At 67.2% G+C, this 24,072-nt stretch carries 26 protein-coding genes; 15 read left to right on the top strand and 11 right to left on the bottom strand.

Annotated features, from left to right (window positions below; genetic code table 11):
* The first annotated feature begins 2 nt into the window (after nt 1-2).
* The 10 genes from AAHB16_RS10885 to AAHB16_RS10840 all read left to right on the top strand — a co-directional run bounded on the left by AAHB16_RS10885 (nt 3) and on the right by AAHB16_RS10840 (nt 6,657).
* Nucleotides 3-893, top strand: coding sequence for a type III secretion HpaP family protein (locus AAHB16_RS10885; RefSeq protein ID WP_342050848.1), 891 nt, complete (start codon nt 3-5; stop codon nt 891-893).
* 29 nt (nt 894-922) lie between these two features.
* Entirely contained in the window at nt 923-2,071 is a 1,149-nt protein-coding gene (gene sctQ / locus AAHB16_RS10880; RefSeq protein WP_342050847.1) for a type III secretion system cytoplasmic ring protein SctQ, read from the top strand.
* Nucleotides 2,061-2,714 (top strand): type III secretion system export apparatus subunit SctR, encoded by a 654-nt coding sequence (sctR, locus tag AAHB16_RS10875; RefSeq protein ID WP_150377231.1) that lies wholly within the window; start codon nt 2,061-2,063, stop codon nt 2,712-2,714. The genes sctQ and sctR overlap by 11 nt, the downstream gene beginning before the upstream one ends.
* 1 nt (nt 2,715) lies before the next feature.
* Nucleotides 2,716-2,979, top strand: a complete 264-nt coding sequence (sctS, locus tag AAHB16_RS10870) for a type III secretion system export apparatus subunit SctS (protein ID WP_150377230.1) — start codon at nt 2,716-2,718, stop codon at nt 2,977-2,979.
* Complete coding sequence (locus AAHB16_RS10865) at nt 2,976-3,950, top strand: hypothetical protein (RefSeq protein WP_342050846.1); 975 nt, start codon at nt 2,976-2,978, stop codon at nt 3,948-3,950. The genes sctS and AAHB16_RS10865 overlap by 4 nt, the downstream gene beginning before the upstream one ends.
* Nucleotides 3,947-5,029: an HrpD5 family protein gene (gene hrpD5 / locus AAHB16_RS10860; protein ID WP_342050845.1), complete on the top strand. Its 1,083-nt coding sequence runs from the start codon at nt 3,947-3,949 to the stop codon at nt 5,027-5,029. The genes AAHB16_RS10865 and hrpD5 overlap by 4 nt, the downstream gene beginning before the upstream one ends.
* A gap of 19 nt (nt 5,030-5,048) precedes the next feature.
* Nucleotides 5,049-5,288 (top strand): hypothetical protein, encoded by a 240-nt coding sequence (locus AAHB16_RS10855; protein WP_150377227.1) that lies wholly within the window; start codon nt 5,049-5,051, stop codon nt 5,286-5,288.
* Nucleotides 5,289-5,413: 125 nt separating this feature from the next.
* Nucleotides 5,414-5,632, top strand: a complete 219-nt coding sequence (locus tag AAHB16_RS10850) for a hypothetical protein (RefSeq protein ID WP_150377226.1) — start codon at nt 5,414-5,416, stop codon at nt 5,630-5,632.
* A gap of 93 nt (nt 5,633-5,725) precedes the next feature.
* Nucleotides 5,726-6,181, top strand: a complete 456-nt coding sequence (locus AAHB16_RS10845; RefSeq protein WP_150377225.1) for a CesT family type III secretion system chaperone — start codon at nt 5,726-5,728, stop codon at nt 6,179-6,181.
* Nucleotides 6,178-6,657: a hypothetical protein gene (locus AAHB16_RS10840; protein ID WP_150377224.1), complete on the top strand. Its 480-nt coding sequence runs from the start codon at nt 6,178-6,180 to the stop codon at nt 6,655-6,657. Before AAHB16_RS10845 ends, AAHB16_RS10840 begins: the two co-directional genes overlap by 4 nt.
* Here AAHB16_RS10840 and glgX read toward each other — a convergent pair.
* Together glgX and AAHB16_RS10830 are read right to left on the bottom strand one after the other, a co-directional pair.
* Entirely contained in the window at nt 6,654-8,822 is a 2,169-nt protein-coding gene (gene glgX / locus AAHB16_RS10835; RefSeq protein WP_150377223.1) for a glycogen debranching protein GlgX, read from the bottom strand. The two genes, AAHB16_RS10840 and glgX, sit on opposite strands and share 4 nt — an antisense overlap.
* A gap of 148 nt (nt 8,823-8,970) precedes the next feature.
* Nucleotides 8,971-9,852 (bottom strand): LysR family transcriptional regulator, encoded by an 882-nt coding sequence (locus tag AAHB16_RS10830; RefSeq protein WP_150377222.1) that lies wholly within the window; start codon nt 9,850-9,852, stop codon nt 8,971-8,973.
* A 102-nt stretch (nt 9,853-9,954) separates the two neighbouring features.
* Here AAHB16_RS10830 and AAHB16_RS10825 point away from each other — a divergent pair, with 102 nt between their 5' ends.
* Nucleotides 9,955-10,704 (top strand): SDR family NAD(P)-dependent oxidoreductase, encoded by a 750-nt coding sequence (locus AAHB16_RS10825; RefSeq protein WP_150377221.1) that lies wholly within the window; start codon nt 9,955-9,957, stop codon nt 10,702-10,704.
* 23 nt (nt 10,705-10,727) lie between these two features.
* Here AAHB16_RS10825 and AAHB16_RS10820 read toward each other — a convergent pair whose 3' ends face one another.
* The 3 genes from AAHB16_RS10820 to AAHB16_RS10810 form a co-directional block, all read right to left on the bottom strand.
* On the bottom strand, nt 10,728-11,297 hold the full coding sequence (locus tag AAHB16_RS10820) for a lipocalin family protein (protein WP_150377220.1): 570 nt from the start codon (nt 11,295-11,297) through the stop codon (nt 10,728-10,730).
* Nucleotides 11,298-11,330: 33 nt separating this feature from the next.
* Nucleotides 11,331-12,413: a mechanosensitive ion channel family protein gene (locus tag AAHB16_RS10815; RefSeq protein ID WP_150377219.1), complete on the bottom strand. Its 1,083-nt coding sequence runs from the start codon at nt 12,411-12,413 to the stop codon at nt 11,331-11,333.
* 76 nt (nt 12,414-12,489) lie between these two features.
* Complete coding sequence (locus tag AAHB16_RS10810; protein ID WP_150377218.1) at nt 12,490-13,383, bottom strand: AraC family transcriptional regulator; 894 nt, start codon at nt 13,381-13,383, stop codon at nt 12,490-12,492.
* Between the two features lie 188 nt (nt 13,384-13,571).
* On the opposite strand from AAHB16_RS10810, the gene AAHB16_RS10805 reads away from it, so the two are divergent.
* The gene (locus AAHB16_RS10805) at nt 13,572-14,339 is read left to right on the top strand and encodes an SDR family NAD(P)-dependent oxidoreductase (protein WP_150377635.1); all 768 of its coding nucleotides are present in this window, start codon (nt 13,572-13,574) and stop codon (nt 14,337-14,339) included.
* 15 nt (nt 14,340-14,354) lie between these two features.
* On the opposite strand, the gene AAHB16_RS10800 is transcribed toward AAHB16_RS10805, so the two are convergent.
* Genes AAHB16_RS10800 through gudD form a run of 3 tightly spaced genes read right to left on the bottom strand, consistent with a single transcriptional unit; the run spans nt 14,355 to nt 17,847 of the window.
* Entirely contained in the window at nt 14,355-15,380 is a 1,026-nt protein-coding gene (locus tag AAHB16_RS10800) for a LacI family DNA-binding transcriptional regulator (RefSeq protein ID WP_150377217.1), read from the bottom strand.
* Between the two features lie 60 nt (nt 15,381-15,440).
* Nucleotides 15,441-16,448, bottom strand: a complete 1,008-nt coding sequence (locus AAHB16_RS10795; protein WP_150377216.1) for a Bug family tripartite tricarboxylate transporter substrate binding protein — start codon at nt 16,446-16,448, stop codon at nt 15,441-15,443.
* 55 nt (nt 16,449-16,503) lie between these two features.
* Entirely contained in the window at nt 16,504-17,847 is a 1,344-nt protein-coding gene (gudD, locus tag AAHB16_RS10790) for a glucarate dehydratase (RefSeq protein WP_342050844.1), read from the bottom strand.
* Between the two features lie 214 nt (nt 17,848-18,061).
* On the opposite strand from gudD, the gene AAHB16_RS10785 reads away from it, so the two are divergent.
* Nucleotides 18,062-19,216 (top strand): acyl-CoA dehydrogenase family protein, encoded by a 1,155-nt coding sequence (locus AAHB16_RS10785; protein ID WP_150377214.1) that lies wholly within the window; start codon nt 18,062-18,064, stop codon nt 19,214-19,216.
* Here AAHB16_RS10785 and gcvA read toward each other — a convergent pair.
* The 3 genes from gcvA to AAHB16_RS10770 all read right to left on the bottom strand — a co-directional run bounded on the left by gcvA (nt 19,213) and on the right by AAHB16_RS10770 (nt 22,014).
* Complete coding sequence (gene gcvA / locus AAHB16_RS10780) at nt 19,213-20,124, bottom strand: transcriptional regulator GcvA (RefSeq protein WP_150377213.1); 912 nt, start codon at nt 20,122-20,124, stop codon at nt 19,213-19,215. The genes AAHB16_RS10785 and gcvA overlap by 4 nt on opposite strands.
* A gap of 72 nt (nt 20,125-20,196) precedes the next feature.
* Complete coding sequence (locus AAHB16_RS10775; RefSeq protein ID WP_342050843.1) at nt 20,197-20,973, bottom strand: aldolase; 777 nt, start codon at nt 20,971-20,973, stop codon at nt 20,197-20,199.
* Between the two features lie 63 nt (nt 20,974-21,036).
* Entirely contained in the window at nt 21,037-22,014 is a 978-nt protein-coding gene (locus AAHB16_RS10770; protein WP_223851672.1) for a Bug family tripartite tricarboxylate transporter substrate binding protein, read from the bottom strand.
* A 149-nt stretch (nt 22,015-22,163) separates the two neighbouring features.
* Here AAHB16_RS10770 and AAHB16_RS10765 point away from each other — a divergent pair, with 149 nt between their 5' ends.
* A complete protein-coding gene (locus AAHB16_RS10765; protein ID WP_342050842.1) occupies nt 22,164-22,787 on the top strand; it encodes a helix-turn-helix domain-containing protein in 624 nt (207 codons plus the stop codon).
* A gap of 89 nt (nt 22,788-22,876) precedes the next feature.
* Nucleotides 22,877-24,067, top strand: coding sequence for a methyl-accepting chemotaxis protein (locus AAHB16_RS10760; protein ID WP_342050841.1), 1,191 nt, complete (start codon nt 22,877-22,879; stop codon nt 24,065-24,067).
* The last annotated feature ends 5 nt before the right edge of the window (nt 24,068-24,072 follow it).

The following is a 24,072-nucleotide window of genomic DNA, read 5'->3' as shown; positions in this document are numbered from 1 at the left end:
CCATGACCCGAACTCCCACTCCCATGCCGCCGGTACGGATCGTGCCGGCTTCCACGTCCGAGGACCGCGCGGCGGCCGATGCGCAGGCGCGCGAGGCTGGAAACCGGTTTCGGCGCATGCTGGATGCGCAGCAACGGCGGGCGGCGGCGGCCGTGATGCCATCGGGCGGTGTGTGGCATGAGCCTATGTCCGACCCTGCGCCGACGCTGGCCGAGCCGCCGCGCCACGCGCTTGAAGCGTTGTGGGCCGACGCTCGACAACATGCGGACCGCGAGCCTCGGCCCGCGCCAGAGGAACGCGATGCGGAGGCTGCCGAGACATCGCACGGCGGTGGCAAGCCGGACGCGACGAGCCATTCGGCCGGCGCACCGCTGCGTGGCGAGGCGCGGGAGTCGGGCCTGGCGAGCGGCGCGGCGGGATTCCCCTCGCGCGACGGATTGGGCGGCATCGTCAAACCGGCTGGCCTTGCTGGCGGTCGATTTGTGGACCGATCCGTGGCCCAGTTCGCCCGGCAGCGCCCGCCGTTGGCCCCCGTCGCCGCCCCACGCGCGGGCGCCAGAGGCAGCAATCCCGACAGCGAGGCCCATGACCGCGGTCCCCGCACCTTCCCCCCCACCTTCGTCACGCAGCTCGAACGCGATGTTGTCGAGTTCTGCGGTGCCGGAGACCTCCTGTCCGACGGGTCCGCCCGTACGGTCACCATCACGCCGGACCCGCGCGTCCTGCCCGATACGCAGCTCACGATGACGATTTCGCCCGATGCCCTGTCGCTTCGGTTCCACAGCGAATCCGCGCAATCGCGTGAATTACTCTGCTTGCACGGCGATACATTGAAGTCGCGGCTGGCGCTCCGGACCGGACGCACTGTCGATCTCGCGATCGTTTCCGCATAACGCACCCACACCACGCAGACCTGCCCATCATGTCCGCCCTGACCGTCCAAGTCGATACGCTGCGCTCCAGGTTGCCGCGCCATGCTCCGGCGATGGCCCGGCTGTCGCGCATGCTGCCGGCGCTGGCGCGGCAGGCGCCGCTTGGGGCGACGCTGCTGGTGTCGGCACGCGAGCCCGTGATCGTGGATCCGGCGCGCGTGGTGATCGAATCGGATGCGGGACGCGCGGTGCTGCGTTTCGACCTTGCGAGCTCGCCGGCGCTCGAAAGCATCGCGGCGGACCACGACGATGCGCGTCGTGTGGCGCTGGCGAACCTGTATCTCTCGCCGTGGCTTGCGGCGTTGCAGCCGGCGCATACCGGCACGCTCGTGGTCAGAGACCTCACCCGCAACCTCGACCACGATGCCGCCCGCCACGCCGGCCGCAACGCCGTGACCGAAGACGCCCATGGCATGGCGAGCATGTCGGGCCTGTCGCTGATGCTCGGCACCGACATGCCATGCATCGTGGACGCCATCGACCCGTCGCTCGCCGACGCCCTCGCCCGTGGCATCGACGATGCACCCGGATCTCATGCAGGCCATCGCGTCACCGGCCGCATCGCCGGCCGGCTCCACATCGCCACCCGCACGCTCCGCCTGGACATCCTCCAAAGCCTCCGCGCCGGCGACGTACTCCTCGGCTGGCCGCTGCGCGCCCCCTTCACCGCCGGGGCGCCGCTGCATGGCCTCTCGCTGCGATGGGGCACCGCGCAAGGCATGCAGGCGCACGCCACGGTCTCCATCGACGGCAGCACCCTGATTCTCGAAAGCCCCCTGACCATGATCCACGATACTCAGGACCTCGCGGCCGACGCCGCGCCGGATACCGCCCTCCCGCCGGACGCGTCACAGGCCATGAAACCCGACGTCCCTGCCCAGGCCGACGTCCCCGTCATCGATCTCGGCCCCATGACCGTACCGGTCCGCGTGGAACTCGTGACGCTCGAACTGTCGCTCGACGCCATCGCCGCCCTGCACCCCGGCAGCATCGTCGAACTGCCCGCGCCGCTCGATGGCGCGATCGTCCAGCTCGTGTGCTGCGGCAACACGGTAGCAAGCGGACAACTGGTGGCCGTGGGCGACAACCTCGGCGTGCGCATCGTGCAACCTTTGCAAACCACGGTCGATGGGCACTAATCTCAACGTCGCGTCGCTGCTGATCACGCTGCTCGCGCTGGGGCTGCTGCCCTTCCTCGCGATGGTGGTCACGTCGTACACGAAGATCGTCATCGTGCTGGGCCTGCTGCGCAACGCGCTCGGCGCGCAGCAGGTGCCGCCTTCCATGGTGACCAACGGCATCGCGCTGATCGTCTCGTGCTTCGTGATGGCGCCCGTCGGCCAGGCCGCCTATGACGCCGCGCAGTCGATGTCGAACGGCAGCCTCGTCGAGAACGGCAATGCCGCGGTGCTGTTCGATGCGGCACGCGAACCGTTCCGGCAATTCCTGACCAAGCACACCTCCGAGCGCGACCGCGCGTTCTTCATGAAATCGGCGAAGGAGATCTGGCCGCCGGAGATGGCCGACAAGCTCAAGCAGGACGACCTGCTCGTCCTGGCGCCCTCCTTCACGGTGAGCGAACTGGCCGCCGCCTTCCGCATCGGCTTCCTGCTGTACCTGGTCTTTATCGTCATCGACCTCGTCATCGCGAACATCCTGATGGCGCTCGGCCTGTCGCAGGTCACGCCCACCAACGTCGCCATTCCGTTCAAGCTGCTGCTGTTCGTGGCAATGGATGGCTGGTCGGTGCTGATCCACGGTCTCATTTCCACCTACAAATGACATGGACTACGACAACATCGTCCACCTGACAACCAGCGCGCTCATGGTCTGCCTCATGGTGTCGCTGCCGGCCGTCGCCACCGCGGCGGTGTCCGGCCTGCTGATCTCGTTCCTCCAGGCCATCACCTCGCTGCAGGATTCGAGCATCTCGCAGGTGGCCAAGCTGATCATCGTCACGGGCGTACTGCTCGCCACCGCGCCGTGGGGCGCTTCGGCTGTGCTCGAATTCGCCAATGCGGTCATGCGCACGGTGTTCCCGTCATGAGAATCGTCAACGGCTACGTCCAGTCGATGGACCCGTCCGATCTGCCCGCCACGGCGGCGCCGGGCTCGCACGGACACGGCAAGCGCGCGCAGGGACAGCCCAGGCGTCCGCAGAACCTGCGTGCCGCGCGTAACGCGCGGGCCCGTGGCGGTGTGCAGCACGACCCCGAAGGCATGGAGTCCGGCCACACCGCGCATGAGGAAAGCGAGCTGATCGAACTCCATCATCTGGAGGGCCACCATCCGCGCATGACCCGCAAGAATGCAAAGCGGCGCGGCGCGGCGAACGCGAGCCACGATCCCGAGCAGGAAGGCGAGGAGCAGGACGACGCGCTGGCCGTGCACGAACCCGACGAGCGCCAGGACTGGCGCCAGCGGCTCGTCATCCAGTCTGGCAAGCAGCGCGGCGGCGACGAAGGGAATGCGGGCGGCCATGGCGACGAGGAGCGTCTGCACGATCAGATTCACGAGCAGCGCGCGGGCAATGCCTTCCGCGAATCCGCCGCGCGCGAGATGGCAAAACGTTCCGCGCCGGGGCGGCCCGGCGGCCGCGATGCCGATATAGGTGCTGCGCAACCGGGCTGGGCGCAATCGATGTTACTCGCGCAGATCGCAGCGATCCAGCAGCCCGGCGCATCCGCAGGCCGACTGGAGCGCCAGGCACGCGAGACCATGCTGCGCTACCTCGCGCAGCGGGTGCGCAAGGGCCGCACGGCGGATGCCACCGATCCGGCCATGGTCCCCGGCAAGCTCGAACGCGTGCGCGCGCAACTGGTCGCCGAGCGGCAACGCCTGCGCGAACTGGGGATCGAGCCGCGTCCGTCGGTACTGCTCGACGAAGCGCAGCAGCGGCAATTTCTGCTGCTGCCGCTGAAATTGCTGATGTTGTCGTCGCCCGGTCCGCGCCGTCACGGCAAGCAGGCCATGGCGACCATCCAGTCGCTGCTCGGTCAACACAGGAGGCGGTCATGACGCGCCAGCTTCGCATCCTTACCGGCTATCACGCCGGGGCCCGGCTCGATCTGCCGCCGGGGCGCCATATCATCGGCGCCGACGAGCAGGCCGACGTGCATATCTCCGACTGGCACGGCGATCCGGTGACCATCGCGTTCGCGGAAGACGGCACGGTAACGCTCGCCAGCGCGACCAACGTCGGCGCTACCCCGGTCGTCATGGGCGATTTCGTACCGGCGCGGCGCGGCGATATCGTGCTGTGCGTGGGGCCGGGCGATGCGCCGTGGCCGGCCGAGGTCAAGCTGCTGGAGGCCATGTTCGCGCCGGTGCCCGCCCCCGCGGCCGCGCCGGCGGCGGCGGCACCGGCTACCTCGGCACCGGCGACACCTGCGCCATCCACTGCCACCGCCCCGGCTTCGTCACGGACCCGCCCGCGCCGCCGCTGGCTGCGCATCGGCGTCTGCGCGGTGGTGGCCACGACGGCCATCGGCGCCGCGATGGCGATGTCGATGACGCGCATGCCGAAGGCCTCCGCGTCCGTGACAACGCCGGCGCCGGCCCCCGCGCCGGAGCTGACGCCGATGCAGCGGCGGCTGGCGACGGTCGAGCATGCGCTCAGGACATCGGGTCAGCGCGATCTCAAGGCGTCGGTCACCGACGACAACATCGTCGTCAGCGGCATGGTGCCCACCGCCGCCGATGCCGCGACGCTGCGGCGCGCGCTCGCGCAGGTCGACAACGGCCACGTCGCCGTACGTCTCTCGGTTGCCGCGAGTATCGCCGACGACCTGCGCGCCTCGCTGTCCGACCCCGGCGCCGAGGTCAGCTATAGCGGCGACGGCGTATTCCGCGTCGGCGGCACGGTGCGCGATCCGGCCCGCGCGCGCGCGCTCATCGAACGTATTCGCGGCGACTACGGCACGGCCGTGCGGCGCATCGATGTGGATCTCGCCGGCCAGGCAGCCGACAACACGCCGCGCAATGTCCACGCGGCGCTGCATGTGGAAGGCCTGCGTTACTACCAGTTGCCCGACGGGACCAAGAATTTTCCGGACGAGATGCGGACGCCCGAGACGCTCGCCGAGTCCGCGCGATAGCCATCAACAGGAGCTCGACATGTACAACAGCCTGACCCCCGACACGATCCGCACGCTCGAACAGATGGTGCAGCTGATCGACGAGAACCCGAAGGATGCGCGCATCGCCCACGGCATCGCACAACTGAAGGCCTCGGCATCGGCGATCGTCGATGCCTCGCTCGCGGAGCCCGCCGCCCATGCACGCAACGCCGCGCGCGTGGTGGCGGACGGCCTGATGGCCGCCGCGGCGGTCTGCGAGCGCCTGCGGGGCGATTGACGCCTCATTGACCGATCAGCGCGGCCGCGCCTTCGGGCGCGGCTGCCTGGAAGTACCGGGGCGTCATCCCGATGCCTCGTTTCTCACGACCGGCCCACCGGGCCATTACAGCGAAGGAGTTTGTCATGCCTAATCAAGTCAGCAATGCCGGCACGGGTGCGAGCGTCGTCGGCGCGGGTGCCGATTATGCCGCCTCCAAAGGTGGCATGGATGCCAACACGGCCAGCGCCATCGCGCAGATCCAGGCAGCAGCCGAGGCGATGAACGCGATCAACCTCGCGACGACGCTGGCCCAGCTGAAGGAAGCGGGGCCGAAGAACGCAAAGTCGCTCACACAGGGTTGACGGCATCGTCGCATCCCGAACGGCGGTCGTCCCGGTGGCACTGGCTTCCGGGACCCGCCACTTGTCTTCCCAACCTTCCGCAACACGCGCGTCATGAGCCTGGAACGCCGAAACGAGCTGATCGTCGAACTCTGCGAGGAGCTCGATATTCCCGACGCCGACGGCATCGTCGAAGCCGGCCTGTTGAACGCGAGCGGATTCGATCTCGCTATCGACTTCTTCGAGGAAGATCCACAGGCGATCTACCTCAATTTCGAATACGGCATCATCAGCAGCGGCCGCACCCTGCGCATCTTCCGCCTGCTGCTCGAAGCCAACCTGACCATCTACGCGCAGGACCAGGCCCAGCTCGGCCTCGACCCGGACACGGGCGGCATCGTGCTGCTGCTGCGCGTTCCCCTCGGCGATGACGTGGACGGCGCCTACCTCGGCGAACTCGTCGACCACTACGTCGAACATGGCCGTTATTGGCAGAACAATATCGTCGGCTCTTCCGACGAGATGTTCGAGAACCTCGCCAGCGGCGACTACATGTGGATCCGCGTGTGATATCCGACGGCGAGACGGCCACCGCCGACAGTCAGGAGACACAGGAAACCCTGCTGCGCAAGCTGCGCCACGACGCCTTCCGCCTGCTCAGCGGCAGCGCGGAGGAAGCGCGGCACGCGAGCGGCGACGGCATGCTGCTGGTGGACGGCGCCCTCGTGGCCGTCTCCCCGCGCGCCAGGCGCCACGGCGCGGTGGCCCCCGACGAGCCGGGCATGATGATCACCGCCGAGGCCGGCTACCGGCTCGAGTCGGAAACGCTCTCGCGCGTCAGGGCGTCGCTCGCGCTGGCGGGCGAACTGCTCGTGCGGTTCGGCGCGTCGATCGGCAGCAATGCCCAGGGCGGCATCACGCTGAACCGCTGGCTCGCCGCACGCCATCTGACCGTAGACCGGCTTGCCGCGGAGATCACGGCCACGCGCCAGCTGCAGCGCCTGATCGAGAGCGCGCCGGAAGGGTCGGATGGCGCCGCGCGCTAGCTCTTCAGCTCTCGTTCGAGCCGTTCGAACACGCGCTGCGTGGACCCGCTGGCCTCCAGCGAGAACACCAGCAGCGAGCGGCCCGTGACCTGATACACATCGCCCGAGGTAAACGTGGGCAGCGTATCGCGCACCGGCATATTGGTATCGATCAGGCAGGTCCAGCGGTCCGTGCCCGGGATATCCGGCAACCGGTAGTCGACCACATCGTGGTGCGCATTGAATACGATCAGCACCGTGGCATCGGATGCAGCCCGGCGGATACCGGACGCCCGCGCGCGGCCATCGAGCACGAGGCCGAAGCAGCGCATCGCGCCATCGCCCCATTGCGCCTCCGTCAGGTCGTTGCCGTCCGCGTCCAGCCACCGCACATCGGCCACCTGCAGCGTCTCGTCGAACGCGCCGTTGAGAAAGCGCGAGCGGCGCAGCACGGGCAGCGCCTGACGCAATGTGATCAGGTTCTGCACGAATGCCGTGAGCGCGGCGCCCTCCTCGGTTCGCTCCCAATCGACCCAGCTGATCTCGTTGTCCTGGCAGTACGCGTTGTTGTTGCCCTGCTGGGTCCGCCCGAACTCGTCGCCCGCGCACAGCATCGGCGTGCCCTGCGAGAGCAGCAGCGTGGCGAGCAGGTTGCGCTTCTGGCGCTCGCGCAGCGCGACGATCTCCGCATCGTCGGTGTCGCCCTCCGCGCCGCAGTTCCACGACAGATTGTCCGAGTGCCCGTCGCGATTGTCCTCGCCATTGGCCTCGTTGTGCTTGTCGTTGTACGACACAAGGTCGTGCAGCGTGAAGCCGTCGTGCGCGGTCAGAAAGTTGACGCTTGCCCATGGACGCCGGCCACGATGGTCGAACAGGTCGCCCGAGCCCGTGATGCGCGCCGCCAGTTCGGGCACCACGCCTTCGTCGCCCTTCCAGAACTTGCGCGTGGTATCGCGGTACTTGTCGTTCCATTCGGCCCATCCGGGCGGGAAATTGCCGACCTGATAGCCACCGGGACCGCAATCCCACGGCTCCGCGATCAGCTTCACGCTCGAGAGGATCGGATCCTGCCCGCACGCCTTGAGGAAGCCGCTCTCGTAGTCGAAACCGTTCGGCTCGCGCGCGAGGATGGTGGCAAGGTCGAAGCGGAAGCCATCCACCTGCATCTCGGTGACCCAGTACCGCAGGCTGTCCGTCACCATCTGCAGCACGCGCGGATGCGACAGGTTCAGCGTATTGCCGGTACCCGTGTCGTTGATGTAGTAGCGCTTCTGATCGGGCATCAGCCGATAGTACGAGGCATTGTCGATGCCGCGGAACGACAGCGTCGCGCCGCGCTCGTTACCCTCGGCCGTGTGGTTGTACACGACGTCGAGAATCACCTCGAGGCCTGCCTCGTGGTAGTTGTCGATCATCTGCTTGAGTTCGGCGATCTCGCCCGTCTTGCGCGCGAAGAACCGCGGGTCCGCCGCAAAGAAGCCGATGGTGTTGTAGCCCCAGAAGTTTGTCAGTCCCTTGTCGAGCAGATGGCTGTCGTTGAGGTAGGCATGAATCGGCAGCAGTTCCACCGACGTCACGCCGAGACTGCGGATATAGTCGATGACCGCGCGCTGCCCGAGTCCGTCGAACGTGCCGCGCAGGGGCTCCGGCACCTCGGGATGGCGCATCGTATAGCCGCGCACATGGGTTTCGTAGACGATGCTGCGGTCCCATGGGACGCGCGCCGCCAGCGGATGGCTCCAGCCGAACTCCCGATCCACGACCACGCACTTCGGCACGAACGGCGCGCTGTCGCGCTCGTCGAACGTCAGGTCGTCGCCCTCGGCGCCGATCGTGTAGCCGAACACGGCATGGTCCCACGTCAGTTGCCCGATATAGGATTTGGCGTAGGGGTCGAGCAACAGCTTGTTCGCATTGAAGCGGTGCCCGTTCTCGGGCTCGTACGGCCCGTGCACGCGGTATCCATATACGGTCCCCGGACGCAGGCCGTCCACGCGCACGTGCCAGACCTCGTCGGTGTATTCGGGAAGTTCGATGCGCTCGATCTCCGACTTGCCCTCCGCGTCGAACAGGCAGAGCTCGACGCGCGTCGCATGCGCCGAGAACAGCGCGAAATTGACGCCGCTGCCGTCCCACGTGGCCCCGAGGGGAAAAGGATGTCCTTCGCTGATGCGATGATCGCGCATGATGGGTTGTCGCCTGGCTCGTTTGGAATGGAGGCCATGAAGCACGACCCATGCCGGAGCGGAAACCATGGATTCCGCCGTATCGGCAAGGTTCCCGGCAATGCAATTTGTACGCGTTGCCGCCTGCGTTGCAAATTTTTCCGGGACGCTATGTCTTCGTGATCTCGGCCGCGATGAATTCCACGAACACCTTCGCGCGCGCGGGCAACCGACGGCCAAACCCGTGGAGCACCTGCAGTGGCACCGGCCGCAGCGGCACATCGGGCAGCACCACGACCAGCATGCCCGCATCGATGTCCCGTTGCACCGTGGCGCGGAGCAATTGCGCGATGCCGAGGCCGTTGAGCGCTGCCGTGCGCATCGCCTCCCCGCTGTCGGTGTCGAAGCTGCCCTCGAGTGGCGGGCAGGCATCGTGCGCGAATGCGATCGGCACCACCTGCCCCGCCAGCCGGTAGCGGACATGCCGGTGCGCGGCGAGCCCGGCTGCCGTGCCAGGCACGCCGTGACGCGCGAGGTAGTCCGGCGAGGCGACGAGCACCAGCGGCAGGTCGGCGAGCCGCCGCGCGTGGAGTCCGCTGTCCGCCGCTTGTCCGACCCGCAGGGCAAGATCGAACCCCTGCCGGATCAGATCGACATGCTGGTCGCTGACGCTGACATCGAGCGTCAGGCGCGGATGCCTGGGCATCAGCACCGCCGTCAGCGGGCCGAGCAGCGAGCGCGCGAGATCGCCCGGCATGCTGACGCGCAGCCGGCCGACCGCCGTCGCCGCGGGCGCCACGGCGTCGGCCGCCTCCTCCAGCCCACGCACGAGCGATGCGACGCGCTCGTAGTACGCGCGCCCCTCCACGGTCAGCACTACCGCACGCGTCGAACGCTGGAACAGCTTGACGCCGAGCCGGGCCTCCAGCCGCGCCACGCTCTTGGAGACCGCGGACGGCGTGGTGCCCAGCGTACGCGCTGCGGCCGTGAATGACGCGGCTTCCACCGCGCGCACGAAGGCGGACAGTCCATGCAGGCGCTCGATCGACATTGATGACAGATTGGCACAAGTGATGGGCCGATTGTAGGCTAGTCCGCGAGGGCGCCGGCGCGCATGATGCGCGCATTCTCCTGACACAGGACATTGCCCATCATGCAGGCACTCGCAGGAAAGACCGCCATCGTCACGGGCGGCAACAGTGGCATCGGCTTCGCGATCGCAAGCCGCTTCATGGAGGCCGGCGCCAGCGTGATCGTCGTCGGCCGCCGGCAGGATGCCGTGGACGCCGCGGTCCAGGCGCTCGGCTCGCGCGCATCGGGGCTGACCGGCGACGTCGCGGACCTGGGCACGCACGACCGCGTGGCGGCCCTCGTGGCCGAACGCTTCGGCAAGGTCGATATCTACGTCGCCAACGCGGGCATGAATACGATCACGCCGTCGGCAGCCGTCGGCGTGGACGAGTACGACGTGCAGTTCGCGACGAATACCCGGGCGGTGTTCTTCGGTGTGCAGAAGATCGTGCCCGTCATGCGCGACGGCGGCGCCATCGTGCTCGTGAGCTCCATCGCCAGCCACAAGGTGCTCGACGGCCACGCGGTCTATGCGGGCAGCAAGGCGGCCATGGAAGCGTTCGCGCGCAGCTGGGCGCTGGAACTGAAGACGCGCGGCATTCGCGTGAACGTGCTGAGCCCGGGGCCCGTCGATACGCCGATCCTGGCCAAGCTGGGCGTCGCGGCCGACGCGCGTCCCGCGTTCGAGACGATGATGGCCAACGCGATTCCGCTGGGCCGGATGGGCCGCCCGGAGGAGCTGGCGTCGGCCGCGCTGCTGCTCGCGAGCGATGCGGGCAGCTTTATCACGGGCGTCAATCTGCGCGTGGACGGCGGTATCGCGCTGACCTGACCCTTACCGCCCCTTACCGGGCGTTACTGCGCGGTCATGCGCAGCATCGAGGTGTCATAGCCCAATGCCCGCGCGCGGTCGATCAGCGCCTTGCCGGCCGATGCCGTGGGCTTGGGTTCGCGCGTGAGGATCCACAGGAAGCGCCCCGACGGCTCGCCGACGATCGACCACGTATAGTCGTCCGCGTGGTCGAGCACCCAATAGTCGCCAACATAGAACGGCCCGAAGAACGAGACCTCGAGCTTCGCGTTGCCGCTGTCCGGCACCACGCGCGCCCGGCCCTCCGACACCTTCGGCGATGCGCCCGGCCGCGCCCCGCAGGTATTGCGCACGGACACCTTGCCGTCCTCGCGCTTGCCATACTCGGCCGTCACGTAATCGCAGTCGCGCTCGAAGCGGTTCTCGTAGCGCGCGTATTCGTACCACTTGCCGAGGTAGCGTTCGAGGTCGACGGGCTTTGCCGGCTGCGGCACCGCGTCGTTGCCGCGCTTCCCGCCCGCAAAGGCGCCGCATGCCTGCAGCAGCAGCGTGGTACCCACCAGCGCGGCGCCGAATGCCAGCGTCGCGGTAATTCTTGCCTGCCCTCGTTGCATATTGTTCGCTCCATTGCGCATGATGCGGGCGGGTCAGGCCGGTATGCCCTCTCCCCCGCTCGAATGGCCATGACCGACCTCGCCCTCGATCCGAAGCCGGGGCAGGAATTGCGGATATTCGCGCTGCATGAAGTCGATCAGGCCCTCCCGGACCACGCAACGCAGGTCCCATGCCAGCCCCGACGAGGCGGCCGTGCAGAGCACGCGCAACTGCATCGTGCGGTCGGTGGTATCGGACACCACGAGGTTGAAGAAGCGCTGGTCCCATTCCGGGGCCGCATGGACGATGCGTTCGAGCTCCTTGCGCAGCGGCGCGAGCGGCATGCCGTAGTCGACATAGAAGAACACCGAACCCATCAGCGCGGAGTTGTTGCGCGTCCAGTTCTGGAACGGCTTCTCGATAAAGTACTGCAGCGGAATGATCAGCCGGCGCTCGTCCCAGATCTTGAGCACGACGTAGGTCCCGGTGATCTCCTCCACCCTGCCCCATTCGCCTTCGACGATCAGCACGTCGTCGAGCCGGATCGGCTGCGTGAGCGCGAGCTGCAGGCCCGCGATCATGTTGCTGAACACGGGCTTGGCCGCAAAGCCGGCGACCAGGCCGACCACCCCCGCGGACGCCAGCAGGCTCGCGCCGACCTGCCGCGCGCCCGGGAAAGTCATCAGCAGCATGGCCGCGCCCATCACCATCACGAGCGTCATGGCGATGCGCGACAGCACGCGCGTCTGCGTATGGATGCGCCGCGCGGCCACGTTGTCCGCGACGTCCACGGGATGCCGGTCCAGAATCCCCTGCGCGAAACCCGCGATGATGCGCACGATCAGCCAGGTGGTGGCCGCGATCATCAGCAGGCCGTTGATGTGCCGCACGTTGTCGATCCAGCGCAGGTCGTCGCCGGCCGCCTGCCAGACGGTCTGCAGCGCGAGCAGCGGCAGCACGAACTTGGCGGGCGCGCGGATCTTGGTGAGGATCGCGTGCAGCACCGCCGAATGGCGCGCGATCCGCAGCAGCAGCAAGCCGCCGAGCTTGTGCACGATCAGCGCCAGCACGACGGCGATGATGGCCGCGGCCCATGTGTTGAACCACGGGTGATTGATCAGGATATCGATATTCATGAACTTAACGACACATGCGCGGCGTGGAAGTTTCGCCACGCCCTGCTTCGGATGGGAAGGAAAGCGCGCCGCGCGCTCAGGCGGCGGCCACCACGGCACCGCGCAGGGCCTCGGCATCCTTTGCCGGCGGCAGCCCGAACATGCGGCGATACTCGCGCGTGAACTGCGGCACGCTCTCGTAGCCGACCGCAAAGGCGGCATCGCTCGCGGTCATGCCATCGGCCAGCATCAGCCGGCGCGCCTCGATCAGGCGCAGTTGCTTCTGGAACTGTAGCGGCGACAGCGACGTAACGGCGCGAAAGTGCTGATAGAACGAGGATGGGCTCATGCCCGCGACGCTGGCCAGCCGCTCCATCGGCAACGGCTGCGCGAATTCGTCGCGCAGCACGGCCACCGCGCGCGCCACGCGCCGCGCATTGCCTTCGGGCCAGCCCAGGCGCCGGATCGCCGCGCCATGCCGTCCCTCCAGCAACCAGTAATGCAGCTCGCGCACCCGCTGCGCATGCAATACCGGCACCGCCTCTGGCCGTTCGAGCAAGCGCATCAGCCGCAGCGCGGCGTCCGACACTTCGCCGTCGGTCGGCTCGAAGCGCACGGCTGCGCCGTCCGGCACTGGCCCCCCCTGCATCTGCATGGTCAGGTCCGCGATGACGGCGGGTTCGAGGTCGAGCACGAGGGACAGGTAGGGCCGTGCCGGGCTCGCGGCCGTGACCTGGCTCACGGTCGGCACGTCGGCGGTGATCAGCAGCGAATCGCCGGGGCCGAACGTCAGCGTCTGCGCGCCCATCGTGACCTGCTTGGTGCCCTGTAGCACGAGGCAGACGAGCGGACGCGCGATCGCATAGAGCAGCCCGCTCGGGGAGGTCGAGCGGATCGTGGTCAGCCCGGGCACGGGCGTACGGGCCAGGCCGTCGGCATCGGCATACGTGTCCGCGTAACGGCGGACGGCATCGAGCAGGGCGTCGTTCATGGCTGCGATCGTAGCCCGATCCCGGCCCCTTTCGCTACCCCGACCGGCCATTCCCTGGGGGCGCTCCGGCGGCAATTCGTAGGATCAGGCAAGTAACGCCGAGGAATTGACTAAGACTATCGGGCTCGCAACTCCAATAATTCGTTGCACCCAACCACCTGTTTCAGGAGCCCAAGATGAGCCAGACCATGACCCCATCCTCGAGCAAGATCGCCATCGTCACCGGCGCCAGCCGCGGCCTCGGCCGCAATACCGCGCTCGCCATCGCCCGCAGCGGCGGCGACGTGATCGTGACCTACCAGCGCAGCGCGGCGGAAGCCGACGCCGTGGTCGCGCAGATCGCGGCCATGGGCCGCAAGGCGCGCGCGCTGCAGCTCGATACCGGCAATATCGCGAGCTTCGCGGCGTTCGCGGAACAGCTGCGTGCCGCGTTGCGCGAAACGTGGCAGCGCGACACTTTCGACCACCTCGTCAACAACGCGGGCCACGGCGAGTACGCGCTGATCGCGGACACCACCGAGGCGCAGTTCGACAGCCTCGTCAACGTGCACTTCAAGGGCGTCTATTTCCTGACGCAGGCGCTGCTGCCGCTGATCGCCGACGGCGGACGCATCGTCAATCTGTCGAGCGGCCTCACGCGGGTATCGTTCCCCGGCTACGGCGCGTATGCGGCGGTCAAGGCCGCGGTCGAGGTGCTGTCGGTCTATATGGCGAAGGAACTCGGTGCGCGCGGCATTGCCGTGAATACCGTGGCGCCGGGTGCAATCGAGACCGATTTCGGTGGCGGCGCCGTGCGCGACAATGCCGAGATCAACAAGCTGTTTGCCGATATGACGGCGCTGGGCCGCGCGGGCGTACCCGACGATATCGGGCCGATGATCGCGGGGCTGCTGTCGGAGAGCAACCGCTGGGTCAATGCGCAGCGGATCGAGGTGTCCGGCGGGCAAGGCATCTGAGCCGGGTCGTGGCAGTCAGGTGCTCTCGCGTTCGACGATCGTGAAGCCGACGTCGATGATGCGTTCGTCGAGCGGCTCGCCGAGCGCGCGGGCCACGATGCAGTGGGCCGCGAGTTCGCCGATGCGGGGGCCGTCGATGCGTACCGTCGTCAGCGCGGGGTCCAGCTGGGCGGAGAAGTTGAGGTCGCCGAAGCCGATCACAGCCAGTTGCTTCGGCACGTCGATGCCCTGCGCGCGCGCTTCGATCAGCACGCCCAGCGCGAGCGCGTCCGAACTGCAGAAAATGGCATCCACGTCCGGATGTTCGGCAAGCAATGCGCGCAGCGTTTCGCGGCCGTGCGCGAGCGTCGTGGGCGCGGACACGAAGCGGGCGACCGGTGCGGGCACCCCGAGCGCGCGCGCGGATTTCGCGAAGGCGGTCCAGCGCCGTTTGGAACGCACGTCGTCACCGCCGATCAGCGCCAGCCTCCGGCGGCCCTTGCCGACCAGAAAGCGGCTCACCTCGCGGCCCACCGCTTCGTGCGAGAAGCCCACCAGCACGTCCAGCGGTTCGGGCGTGAGGTCCCATGTCTCGACGATCGGGATACCCGATGCCAGCAACCGGCGGCGGCCCTCGTCGGTATGAACGACGCCCGTCAGCACGATACCGTCCGGACGCCGGGAAATGATGTCGGTAATCAGCTGGTCTTCGCCAATCGCGCTATAGCCGCTCTGGCCCACCATGAGCTGGTAGCCGCGCCGGGCCAGTGCGGCCGTGAGCGCGCCGATGGTATCGAGGAACACGGAGCCCGTCAGCGTGGGCAGCACGGCCGCGATCAGCCGGCTCTTGCTCGAGCGCAGGGCCTTGGCGGCGCTGTTGGGCACGTAGCCCGTGCTCGCAATGGCTTCGCGTACCCTGGCCACCGTGGCCGCGGAGATGGTATCGGGCGCGTTGAGCACGCGCGATACCGTCATGGCCGATACCCCCGCGACGCTCGCCACGTCCTTGAGCGTGACGCGGATGTTCTGAGCCGGAATGGAAGGGGATGGGGTGCGAGGCATGCGGTGATTGTAATGGAGGGAGGACGTTGCCTCCCCTCCGCAGGCAGCAGACCCCAGCCATCACTCCATCGTGATGCCGCCCTTCTCGATCACTTCCTTCCAGCGCTTGAGTTCCTGCTGCTCGAACTGGACGAACTGCTCCGGCGTGTTGGCCACGACCTCGAAGCCCTGTTCGCTCAGCTTCTTCTGCATGCCCTCATCCTTGAGCGCGCTCACGATGGCGCCATGCAGGCGCGTCTTCACGTCGGCCGGCAGACCCTTCGGCGCCGCGGCGGCCTGCCACGAATACACTTCCACGTCCTTGACGCCGCCCTCCGCCATCGTCGGCACGTCCGGCAGCACCGCCGAGCGCTTCTCCGACGTCACGGCCAGCGCCTTGAGCTTGCCCGAGCGGATATGCTGCAGCACCGCGTTCACGTTCTGGAACGACACGTCTACCTGCCCGGCCAGCAGATCTGAGATCGCCGGTGCGCCGCCCTTGTACGGCACGTGCAGCCCCTGCGCCCCGCTCTTCTGCCAGAACAGCGCCGCCGTCAGGTGGTCCGACGAACCGGCACCCGAGTTGGCGAACGTCACCTTGCCCGGGTTCTTCTTCATATAGGCCACGAGCTCCGGCAGCGACCTGGCCGGGAAGCCCGGATTGGCCACCAGCACGTTCGGCGCGCGCACGGCCACGGTCAGCAGGTCGAAATCCTTGGCCGGATCGTAGGCAAGATTCTTCTGCAGGAACGGGTTGACCGCATACACGCCGATCGATGCCACCATCATCGTGTAGCCGTCGGCCGGCGCGCGTTTGACGAACGTCGCACCGATCGCGCCCGTGGCGCCCGGACGGTTATCGATCACGAACGGCTGGCCGAGCTTCTCGTTGAGCGGCTGCGCGAGCATGCGCGCGATCGTGTCGGTGGAACCGCCGGCCGGGAACGGCACCACCACCGAGACGGCCTTGGTCGGCCACCTGGCGTCGGACGCCAGTGCCGTGCCGGCCGCGCCCGTGACGGCAATGCCGGCGACCAGCGTGGCGGCAATCAGCGCGCGGCGGCGCAACGAGGGGCGGGAATCTTTCATTGTTTGTCTCCTGGATTGACTGATTTCTTGTAGAAGGCGGACCCGCAACGGGTCGTCAGCGGACCATGCAGGGCGCCTTGTTGTTGAACTTCCAGTTCGGAATCAGGTACTGCATCGTGATCGCGTCGTCGCGCGCGCCGAGGCCCTTCTGCTTGTACAGCTCGTGCGCGCGGGCCAGCGCGTCCATATCGAGTTCCACGCCGAGGCCCGGTGTCTTCGGCACCTGCACGAGGCCGCCCTCGATCTTGAGCGGATCGCGCGTCAGGCGCTGGCCGTCCTGCCAGATCCAGTGTGTGTCGATGGCCGTCACGCGGCCCGGCGCCGCGGCGGCCACATGCGTAAACATCGCCAGCGAGATATCGAAGTGGTTGTTCGAGTGCGAGCCCCACGTCAGGCCCCACTCCGAGCACATCTGCGCCACGCGCACCGAACCCTGCATGGTCCAGAAGTGCGGGTCCGCAAGCGGAATGTCCACGGAGTGCAGACGCATCGCATGGCCCATCTGGCGCCAGTCGGTCGCGATCATGTTGGTCGCCGTGGGCAGGCCCGTGGCCTGGCGAAACTCGGCCATGATCTCGCGGCCCGAATAGCCCTCCTCGGCACCGCACGGGTCCTCGGCATAAGCCAGCACGCCATGCTTGTCGCGGCACAGCCGCACCGCCTCCTTGAGCGCCCATGCGCCGTTCGGATCGAGCGTGATGCGGGCCCTCGGAAAGCGCTCGGCCAGCGCGACGATGGCTTCCATCTCCTCGTCGCCGCTGAACACACCGCCCTTGAGCTTGAAATCGTTGAAGCCGTACCGTTCGAATGCCGCCTCGGCCAGGCGCACCACGCCTTCCGGCGTCATCGCTTCCTCGTTACGCACGCGGAACCATGCATTGTCGGCATCGGGCTCGGTGCGATAGTCGAGCGGCGTGCGCTTGCGGTCGCCGACGTAGAACAGATAGCCGAGCATCTCCACCGCGTCGCGCTGCTGGCCTTCGCCGAGCAGCGCGGCCACGGGCACCCGCAGATGCTTGCCCAGCAGGTCGAGCAGCGCGGCCTCGAGCGCCGTCACGGCGTGAATCGTGATGCGCAGGTCGAACGTCTGCAGACCGCGGCCGCCGGCGTCGCGGCTCGCGAACGCCTCGCGCACCTTGTTCTGGATGGCCTGGTACTGGCCGATGGGCTGGCCGACGACGAGCGGCCGCGCGTCCTCGAGCGTCTGGCGGATGCCCTCGCCGCCGGGCACCTCGCCCACGCCGATATTGCCCGCGCTGTCCTTGAGGATGACGATATTTCGCGTGAAGTAAGGGCCATGCGCGCCGGAAAGGTTCATCAGCATGCTGTCATGACCCGCGACCGGCACGACGGTCAGTTCGGTCACGACTGGGGTAGCTGGATGCGAAGTCTGTTGCACTGGAAACTCTCCGTTTGACGCTAGGTTTAACGATAACATTGCGGTTCGAATACTAGCACGCCGTGGCCGGAATGCACTCGGATGGGGACTAGGGTTTTCCCGCTAGCGCGCCCAGGCATGACAAATTCTCATGACTGGTGGCGAAACCCGAAGTTCACAGGCACGCCCCGATCGGCGATCCTGCCGCGACTGCAACAGGATCGAGAGACCAACCATGAATTTCGAGCTCAGCGAAGAACATCAGGCGTTTGCGGAATCGGTGCGCCGCTTCGCTCAGGACAAGCTTGCCCCGGGCGCGCTGGAACGCGCGCATTCGCCGCACTACCCGTGGGACGCCGCGCGCATGATCGCGGAGCAGGGCCTGCTCGGCATCGCGTTCTCGGAAGAAGACGGCGGCCAGGGCGGCACGCTCATGCATGCGGTCATCGCCATCCAGGAAGTGGCGCTCGTCTGCCCCAAGAGCGCGGACATCGTGCAGGCCGGCAACTTCGGCCCCATCCGCACATTCGTCGAATATGCAACGCCGGAACAGAAGCAGCGCTTCCTGCCCGACCTGCTCGCGGGCAAGAAGCTGATCGCGCTCGGCATGACCGAACCCGAAGCGGGCTCGGCCGTGACCGAACTCAAGACGTCGGCGAAGCGCGATGGCGATCACTACGTCATCAACGGCAGCAAGATCTTCTCGACGCACAGCCCGGAAGCCGAACTGTTCCTGATCTACGTGCGCTTCGGCCCGGGCGTGGGCGGAATCGGCTCGGTGCTGGTGGAGCGCGGCGCGCCGGGTTTCCAGATCGGCGAGCCGTCCAGGTTCATGAGCGGCGAGGAATGGTGCCAGCTGTATTTCGAGGACTGCCGCATTCCGGCGGACAACCTGCTGCTGGGCGAAGGCGGCTTCAAGCGCCAGATCTCGGGCTTCAACGTCGAACGCCTCGGCAACTCGTCGCGCTCGCTCGCGCTGGGCCGCCACTGCTTCAATATCGCCCGCGAACACGCGAAGATCCGCAAGCAGTTCGGCCGCGAGCTATGCGAGTTCCAGGGCATCCAGTGGAAGTTCGCCGAGATGGCGCTCAAGCTCGAGTCGGCGCAGCTGCTGCTGTATCGCGCCGCCATGGAAGGCGAACACGGCCTGCCGTCGGCACACAGCACCGCCATGGCCAAGCTGGCCTGCAATCAGGCCGGGTGGGAGGTCGCGAACGAGTCGCTGCAGGTCATGGGCGGCATGGGCTATAGCCAGGAATCGATCGTCGAATACTGCCTGCGCCGCACACGCGGCTGGATGATCGCCGGCGGGTCCATCGAGGTGCTCAAGAACCGGATTGCCGAGGGCGTGTTCGAGCGTACGTTCTCGCAGCGCGCACCCAAAGCCTAGTCGCCGCGGCCCGCCTCGCGAGCGACGGTATCCAGCAGCCAGTCGCGGAAGACGCCGACCTTCCGCGATTCACGCTGCGTGCGGGGCCGCACCAGATAGTAGGCCATCTCCCGGCGCAGCGGCCGCGCGAACGGGCGCACCAGACGCCCCGACGCCAGTTCGGCCTCGAGCATGGCCGACTGGCCGATGGCAATGCCCAGCCCGTCCAGTGCCGCCTGCCACGTGAGCACCGAGCTATTGAAGCTCATGCGCTCGGTGCGCTGCGCCGCCGCTTCCAGCCCGGCCAGTGCGAGCCAGTCGTCCCAGTCGCGGCGGCGATAGTGCGATACCAGCAACCGATGCTGGAGCAGCGGTTCGAGCTTGTTGCGCTTGCCACGATGCTGGTCCAGATATGCGGGCGTGCATACGGGTTCGATCTCGTCGTCGAACAGATGGTCGGCCGCCATGCGCGCCCAGCGTCCATCGCCGAACTGAATCGCCACGTCGGCCGGATCCCGATCGAAATCGACGTCGGGCGTCGCATTGTCGATGCGCACCTCGATGCTTGGATATTGCTGCTGGAAGTCCGGCAGCCGCGGAATCAGCCATTTGGCCGCGAACGTGGTGTACGTGCGCACGCGCAATGCGCCCTGCGACGTGCTGCGCAGCAGCTTCGCGGTGGCATTGGCCACCGCATCGAACGCCGGCACGATCTCCGCCGCATACCCCTGCCCCGCACGCGTCAGCGTCACGCCATGCCGCTCGCGCCGGAACAGTTCCACGCCAAGGTAGGACTCGAGCGTGGCAATCTGCCGGCTCACCGCGGACTGCGAGACATGGAGCTCCTGCGCGGCGAGCGTCAGGTTCTGCGTGCGCGCCACGACTTCGAAGACGCGCAGCGGGTTCAGCGGGGGAATGCGCCGTGCCATGTCGGGTAGGGGCGAGAATCGGGAGGAATGACTTTTGATTATACCTCCCGCTCCCGCGCCTACCGCGCCGACTTAACGGATCGGCAGTTCGCGCCCGGCGCGGCGCGAGTAATACGCGAACGTCGCCTCGAACCGCTTCTGCGTGCTGACCCATCGCTGCGCCTCGCGACCGAGTTCCGGATCGATGGGCTTGATCTCGCCGGCGGCCATCGCCAGCAGGTGCAGGCGCGCCGCGCGCTCGAACATCACGCCGATCACGCACGCTTCTTCCACCGACGCGCCACCGACGAGCAGCCCGTGGTGCGACAGCAGAATGGCCTTCTTGTCGCCCAGCGCGCCGGAGATGATCTCGCCCTCCTCGTTGCCGACCGGAATGCCCGGCCATTTTTCGAGGAACGCGACCTGGTCGTAGAGCACGCAGGTATCCATATGCGAAATCACGAGCGGCACTTCGAGCATCGCCAGCGCCGATGCATGCGGCGCGTGCGAATGCACGATGCAGTTGAGGTCCGGACGCGCACGGTAGAGCCACGAGTGGAAACGGTTGGCCGGGTTCGGCATGCCCGCGCCTTCGAGCACGCGCAGATCCTCGTCCACGAGCAGCAGATTCTCGGCCGTAATCTCGTCGAAACCGAGACCCAGACGCTGCGTCCAGTAGGTACCGGGCTTTTCCGCGCGCGCGGTGATCTGCCCGGACAGGCCCGAGTCGTGCCCGAATGCGAACAGGATGCGGCAGGTCTCCGCCACCGCTTCGCGCAGCGGCAGCTTTTCCGCGCGCAGTTCGGTCTGCATCTTCCTGAGTTCGGTCGCGACGATCTCGCTCTTGCTCAGTTGCATGGTATCGGCCATGTCTTGGCTCCTTTTTCCTTTTGTTTGAGTGTGCTGGGAGTGAAGTAATCGATGCTGCGGGTTCTAGTTCCTGGCCTCGGACTTGAGCAGCGCCGACCAGCGGCGGTCCTCGTTGCCGATCATCTGGCGGAACTGCTCCGGCGTGGATGCCGTCGGCTCCGTGCCCTGCGCCACGAGCACGGCCTTGAACTTCGGATTGGCCACCGCGGTCACGATGGCCGAATTGAGCTTCTTGACCACCTCGGCATCGAGGCCGGCCGGTCCGACCACGCCCGCGACCGAGCCCGACACGATACCGGGATAGCCGAGTTCGGCGGTGGACGGCACGTCGGGCGCCGTCGACAGCCGTTGCGGATTGGCCACCGCCAGCGCGCGCAATTTGCCCGAGGTCACGAACGGCATGACCTGCGGCGAGGCTTCGAACGTCAGATCGACCTGCCCCGATGCCACGTTGGTCACCGACTCGGAGCCGCTCTTGAACGGCACGTGCAGGAACTGGACCTTCGAACCCTCCTCCAGGATCTTCATGCCCTGGTACGGCGAGCTGCCCACGCCGGCGGTGCCCACGCTGAGGCTGTCCGGCTTCGCCTTCGCCAGCTTGATCAGATCGGGCAGCGTCTTGACCGTGACGCTGGGGCCCACCACGAGCACGTGCGGCGTGGAACCGACGAGCGACACGTACGTGAAGTCTTTCGCGCTATTGAAGTTGACCTTGACGTCGGTATGCGGATTGACCGCGAGCACGCCGACCGTCGCGAACAGCAGCGTGTAGCCGTCAGGCCTGGCGCGGCGCACGTAGTCAGCGGCGATATTGCCGCCTGCGCCTGGACGGTTTTCCACGACGATGGACTGTCCGAGCTGCTCGGACAGTGCCTTGCCGGTGGCGCGCGCCACCAGGTCGGTGATGCCGCCGGCGCCGAATGGCACCACGAGCGTGATCGGGCGATCGGGATACGCGCCTTGGGCGGCGGCCGCGCCACTTAGCGTGAGCGCGGCGCATGCCAGCGCGACGGCATGCAGACAGGAACGGTGGGGGCGCACTCGACTTCTCCTTCTTCGGGTTGAAACGTGAGTGTCCATCATGACACCATAGTTTCCTAAAGGCAACCAAGTTGCCGACTTGGTGCGCGAACCTTACAATGCACGTCTGCCCGCACCGAACGGGGGCACGGCCCCAACGCGAATCACCCATGACCAGCAAGCAGGACTCCAGCGCCACCCGCAGCGCCACCAGCAGCGCCGCCAATATCGCCGAGCGCCTCGCCGAGCTCCGCAAGCTCAATGGCCTCACGCTCGAAGAACTCGCCACGCGCGCGTCGCTGACCAAGAGCTATCTCTCCAAGCTGGAACGCGGGCTCTCGTCGCCCACTATCGCCACCGTGCTCAAGCTTGCCGAAGCGCTCGGCGTGACCGTCGATCAGCTCATCGCCAAGCCCGATCGCGCGAACGAGATCCTGCACGTGACGCCCGCCGATCGCGTGCCCTTCAGCCCTTCGGTGGAACGCGACGGCTATCTTTACGAAGCGATCGCCACCGCGCGCGCGGACAAGACGATGAACCCGTTCATCATGAGTCCGCCGTTCACGATCAACGAGAAGCAGCCCCTTGCCAGCCACGCGGGCGAAGAACTGATCTTCGTCGTGCAGGGCGAAATGGAAGTCCTGTTCGAGCATCGCACCGTGCGCATGAAGGCAGGCGATTCGCTGTACTTCAACGCGTCGATTCCGCATCGCTCCCGCTCGGTGGGCAAGAAGCAGGCGCAGGCACTCGTCGTGGTAGGCGATCGAAAGAAAGACCCAATCGGTCTGAAGTGAGTATTTAAGTATCGAGTCTCGCGGTCGTTAAGAGAAGCAATCGCACGGAAGCACACGCTTCACGCCATGCTTCGTACCTCGAGATTCAAATGATCACCACAGCCCGGCTGTTCCAGCCTTCGTATTTCCCCGCCGCGTTCGGCGCCTTCGGCGCGCTCGTCACGGTGGGTGCATCCGGCGGCAGCATCGCCGGCATCGTCGGCGCGTTGCCCCTCGTCGCGATCGGCACCGCCGCCACATGGCACGCACGACGTCAGCAGGCCAGCGACATGGCCACACGGCGCGCGCTGCTCGCCGACATGCACGACTTCAGTGCCGCGCTGTCGCCAGTGTGGGCCGCCCACATCGAATCCTCCCGCAGTCAGATGGAAGACGCGATTACCGCGCTGAGCGCGCGTTTCGCGGGCATCGTCACGCGCCTCGGCCAGACGCTGCAACAGTCGGGCAGCCACGACGGCGGCACCGCCGACGGTGCCGCGCAGGCCGTCTACACCGCGAGCCAGCAGCAGTTGCAGGGCGTGGTCGACTCGCTGCGCGAGGCGATGGCCGGCAAGGCGCATATGCTGACGAAGATCCAGGATCTGCAGGCCTTTATCGGCGAACTGCAGGACATGGCGGACGGCGTCTCGCGCATCGCGCACCAGACGAACCTGCTTGCGATCAACGCCACCATCGAGGCCGCGCACGCCGGCGAACTCGGCAGAGGCTTCAGCCAGGTCGCGCAGGAAGTGCGCGCGCTGTCGCGCATGTCCGGCGAAACCGGCCGGCAGATTGCCAGCAAGATCTCCGTCATCAATGCCGCGATCGAAGAAACGCGCAAGGCCGCCGACGCGTCGCGCACGCAGGAGGACCACGTCATGACGGACTCCGAGCAGCGGATTCAGGATGTGCTCAGCCGCTTCGATGGCCTGACCCACACGCTGGCCCAATCGGCGGAAATGCTGCGCGAAGAGAGCCGCGGCATCCAGGTGGAAGTCAACGAGGCCCTCGTGCAACTCCAGTTTCAGGATCGCGTGAGCCAGATCCTGAGCCATGTGCGCGACAACATCGATCGCGTGCCCGCGGTCGTGCAGGAACACGTGGCCGATTGCGAGCGCGGCGAGGATGCACCGCTGCGGGCGGACGGCCTGCTGCGGGAACTCGAGGCGACCTATGCGATGGCGAGCGAGCGCGCGGTCCATCACGGCACCAAGAATTCCGGCGGCGCGACCGCTGCCGCACCCGCATCCGCACCGGCCGCGGCCGCGGCCGCGCAGCACGACGACATTACTTTCTTCTGAAGCAC

This window comes from Cupriavidus sp. OTU4054 (assembly GCF_038440175.1).
Taxonomy (GTDB): domain Bacteria; phylum Pseudomonadota; class Gammaproteobacteria; order Burkholderiales; family Burkholderiaceae; genus Cupriavidus; species Cupriavidus pauculus_D.
Note: the sequence above shows the minus strand (reverse complement) of the source record. Positions and strands in the feature narration are given on the sequence as shown.

What these genes read in the sequence shown, in the direction of transcription:
- AAHB16_RS10885 (WP_342050848.1), top strand. Translation starts at nt 3, where the DNA reads ATGACCCGAACTCCCACTCCCATGCCGCCGGTACGGATCGTGCCGGCT.
- sctQ (WP_342050847.1), top strand. Translation starts at nt 923, where the DNA reads ATGTCCGCCCTGACCGTCCAAGTCGATACGCTGCGCTCCAGGTTGCCG.
- sctR (WP_150377231.1), top strand. Translation starts at nt 2,061, where the DNA reads ATGGGCACTAATCTCAACGTCGCGTCGCTGCTGATCACGCTGCTCGCG.
- sctS (WP_150377230.1), top strand. Translation starts at nt 2,716, where the DNA reads ATGGACTACGACAACATCGTCCACCTGACAACCAGCGCGCTCATGGTC.
- AAHB16_RS10865 (WP_342050846.1), top strand. Translation starts at nt 2,976, where the DNA reads ATGAGAATCGTCAACGGCTACGTCCAGTCGATGGACCCGTCCGATCTG.
- hrpD5 (WP_342050845.1), top strand. Translation starts at nt 3,947, where the DNA reads ATGACGCGCCAGCTTCGCATCCTTACCGGCTATCACGCCGGGGCCCGG.
- AAHB16_RS10855 (WP_150377227.1), top strand. Translation starts at nt 5,049, where the DNA reads ATGTACAACAGCCTGACCCCCGACACGATCCGCACGCTCGAACAGATG.
- AAHB16_RS10850 (WP_150377226.1), top strand. Translation starts at nt 5,414, where the DNA reads ATGCCTAATCAAGTCAGCAATGCCGGCACGGGTGCGAGCGTCGTCGGC.
- AAHB16_RS10845 (WP_150377225.1), top strand. Translation starts at nt 5,726, where the DNA reads ATGAGCCTGGAACGCCGAAACGAGCTGATCGTCGAACTCTGCGAGGAG.
- glgX (WP_150377223.1), bottom strand. Translation starts at nt 8,822, where the DNA reads ATGCGCGATCATCGCATCAGCGAAGGACATCCTTTTCCCCTCGGGGCC.
- AAHB16_RS10830 (WP_150377222.1), bottom strand. Translation starts at nt 9,852, where the DNA reads ATGTCGATCGAGCGCCTGCATGGACTGTCCGCCTTCGTGCGCGCGGTG.
- AAHB16_RS10825 (WP_150377221.1), top strand. Translation starts at nt 9,955, where the DNA reads ATGCAGGCACTCGCAGGAAAGACCGCCATCGTCACGGGCGGCAACAGT.
- AAHB16_RS10820 (WP_150377220.1), bottom strand. Translation starts at nt 11,297, where the DNA reads ATGCAACGAGGGCAGGCAAGAATTACCGCGACGCTGGCATTCGGCGCC.
- AAHB16_RS10815 (WP_150377219.1), bottom strand. Translation starts at nt 12,413, where the DNA reads ATGAATATCGATATCCTGATCAATCACCCGTGGTTCAACACATGGGCC.
- AAHB16_RS10810 (WP_150377218.1), bottom strand. Translation starts at nt 13,383, where the DNA reads ATGAACGACGCCCTGCTCGATGCCGTCCGCCGTTACGCGGACACGTAT.
- AAHB16_RS10805 (WP_150377635.1), top strand. Translation starts at nt 13,572, where the DNA reads ATGACCCCATCCTCGAGCAAGATCGCCATCGTCACCGGCGCCAGCCGC.
- AAHB16_RS10800 (WP_150377217.1), bottom strand. Translation starts at nt 15,380, where the DNA reads ATGCCTCGCACCCCATCCCCTTCCATTCCGGCTCAGAACATCCGCGTC.
- AAHB16_RS10795 (WP_150377216.1), bottom strand. Translation starts at nt 16,448, where the DNA reads ATGAAAGATTCCCGCCCCTCGTTGCGCCGCCGCGCGCTGATTGCCGCC.
- AAHB16_RS10785 (WP_150377214.1), top strand. Translation starts at nt 18,062, where the DNA reads ATGAATTTCGAGCTCAGCGAAGAACATCAGGCGTTTGCGGAATCGGTG.
- gcvA (WP_150377213.1), bottom strand. Translation starts at nt 20,124, where the DNA reads ATGGCACGGCGCATTCCCCCGCTGAACCCGCTGCGCGTCTTCGAAGTC.
- AAHB16_RS10775 (WP_342050843.1), bottom strand. Translation starts at nt 20,973, where the DNA reads ATGGCCGATACCATGCAACTGAGCAAGAGCGAGATCGTCGCGACCGAA.
- AAHB16_RS10765 (WP_342050842.1), top strand. Translation starts at nt 22,164, where the DNA reads ATGACCAGCAAGCAGGACTCCAGCGCCACCCGCAGCGCCACCAGCAGC.
- AAHB16_RS10760 (WP_342050841.1), top strand. Translation starts at nt 22,877, where the DNA reads ATGATCACCACAGCCCGGCTGTTCCAGCCTTCGTATTTCCCCGCCGCG.